Origin of the sequence: Pseudomonas sp. HMSC067G02 (assembly GCF_001813485.1) — a bacterium.
Classification (GTDB): Bacteria; Pseudomonadota; Gammaproteobacteria; order Pseudomonadales; family Pseudomonadaceae; genus Pseudomonas; species Pseudomonas aeruginosa.
This window is the reverse complement of the sequence record NZ_KV812680.1, coordinates 1-1710: the sequence shown is the minus strand read 5'-3', so window position 1 is coordinate 1710 and position 1710 is coordinate 1. Positions and strand designations below refer to the sequence as shown.

The 1710-nt window shown below is 52.5% G+C and carries 1 protein-coding gene and 1 pseudogene; both read left to right on the top strand.

The features are described 5' to 3' along the window. A pseudogene (locus tag HMPREF2914_RS14815) lies at positions 1 to 226 on the top strand (RHS repeat protein); the annotation flags it as partial. Between the two features lie 155 nt (positions 227 to 381). After that, on the top strand, positions 382 to 1710 hold a 1329-nt coding region (locus HMPREF2914_RS31625; RefSeq protein WP_256562142.1), incomplete at its 3' end, for a DUF6531 domain-containing protein.

Below are 1710 nucleotides of genomic sequence, written 5' to 3'. Positions count from 1 at the left end.
CAGCAAACGCGACAACAACGGCAACCTGACCACCTACCAGTACAACGCCCGTGGCCTGGAGACCTCGCGCACCGAGGCCGCCGGCACTGCGCAGGCGCGCACCATCACAACCGACTGGCACCCGACCCTGTTCCTCCCGGTACAGGTCAGCGAGCCCGGCCGGATCACCCGTTACCAGTACGACGCCGAGGGACGGAAAACTGGCGAAACGGTTATTGAAAATTGAAGCTTCACACGGAGGAATCTGAAGTGAGGTCTTATCCCTCATTTCCTTATTCTGCCAAAGGCAGAAAAAATTCCAGTAAAAGGTCCGAGCGCAGAAACCAAATCCGCGACCTGCCGGTTGCGTGTTTACGGACCCTATTGAGCGGAAAAGGAAGCATGAAAATTAAAAAATATACATCATCTATAAGAGTCTATTTTTTTACCATTTTCTTCCCGGCATTTATAATTTCTCCAAGCGCTAATGCAGAACTCTATCAGTGGTGGGTATTTCCGTATGGTGAAGCAGGCAGGGGCTTTCCTGATCCGGTGTCAGCGTGTGAATGGGTATACAGTCTAATCTCCATAAATTGGAAAAAGAAAATGGAGCCGGGCAAAGGTAGTGAAAAGGGCAAGGTACTACACTGCACATACACCGGTAACGGTGTTTATTGGGAAGTAATTTCAGCAGTACTTAGGGGAAGCGCTTGTCCAGCAGGGGCGAGTCTTAATAATGAGACAGGACGTTGCGACTGTCGCCCCGGTTACGAAATGGATGACTCTGGCTGTAAGCTTCCAGATAAAAACGGCCCCGAAAAGGGACCGCCTCCACCAGAGGGCTGCGCAGGAAATCCGGTCAATATCACCAATGGCAATAAATACCAAGTTGAACACGACTTAAGTATTCCGATCCCGTTGAGCCGGTACTACAACGGCCTGGACGGCTTGTGGCGACACTCGTATTCTGCGCGTATAACCCGCAAGGATGATAGCTTCCTACTCTACCGCGAAAACGGAAAAGTCTCGGAGTTCACGGGATCCGGAAAATATCTAACCTCCATCACAGACCTGGGCAGGCTTAGCCGGTTACCAGGAAAGTTTAGCTACACCTCCGAACTCAACGAAGTGATGGAGTTCGACCAGAATGGAATACTCACTAAACTCACCACCAAGGAAGGTCGCAAGTATCGTGTAGAGCGAGGCGCTAATCTTACGATTAGCGACGAACGTGGCAACAAACTCGTTCTCTCGGAGGGAACCAACCATCAACTCCTGCGCGCTCAGACAGGGGGTATATCCATTGAGTACACATACGACAAGGAACAGCGACTCACTTCGGTAACACGAACAGATGGGCAATACAGCACGAAAACACAGTACCTCTATGACGACCCGAGGAACGGAAAACTACTTACAGGCATCCTGGATAACAACAATCGCCGCTTCGCCACCTGGACCTACGACGACCAAGGCCGCGCCATCTCCAGCGAACATGCCAACGGCGCCGAAAAGGTCACCCTCGCCTACAACGATGACGGCTCCACCACCGTCACCAACGAATACGGCAAGCAGGCCACCTACCGCTTCCAGGTGATCCAGGGCATCAAGCGCATCGTCGCCATCGAAGGCGAACCCTCTCCCAACTGCCCCAGCAGCAATTCCACCTTCACCTACGATGACCAGGGCCTGCTCACCAGCAAACGCGACAACAACGGCAACCTGACCACC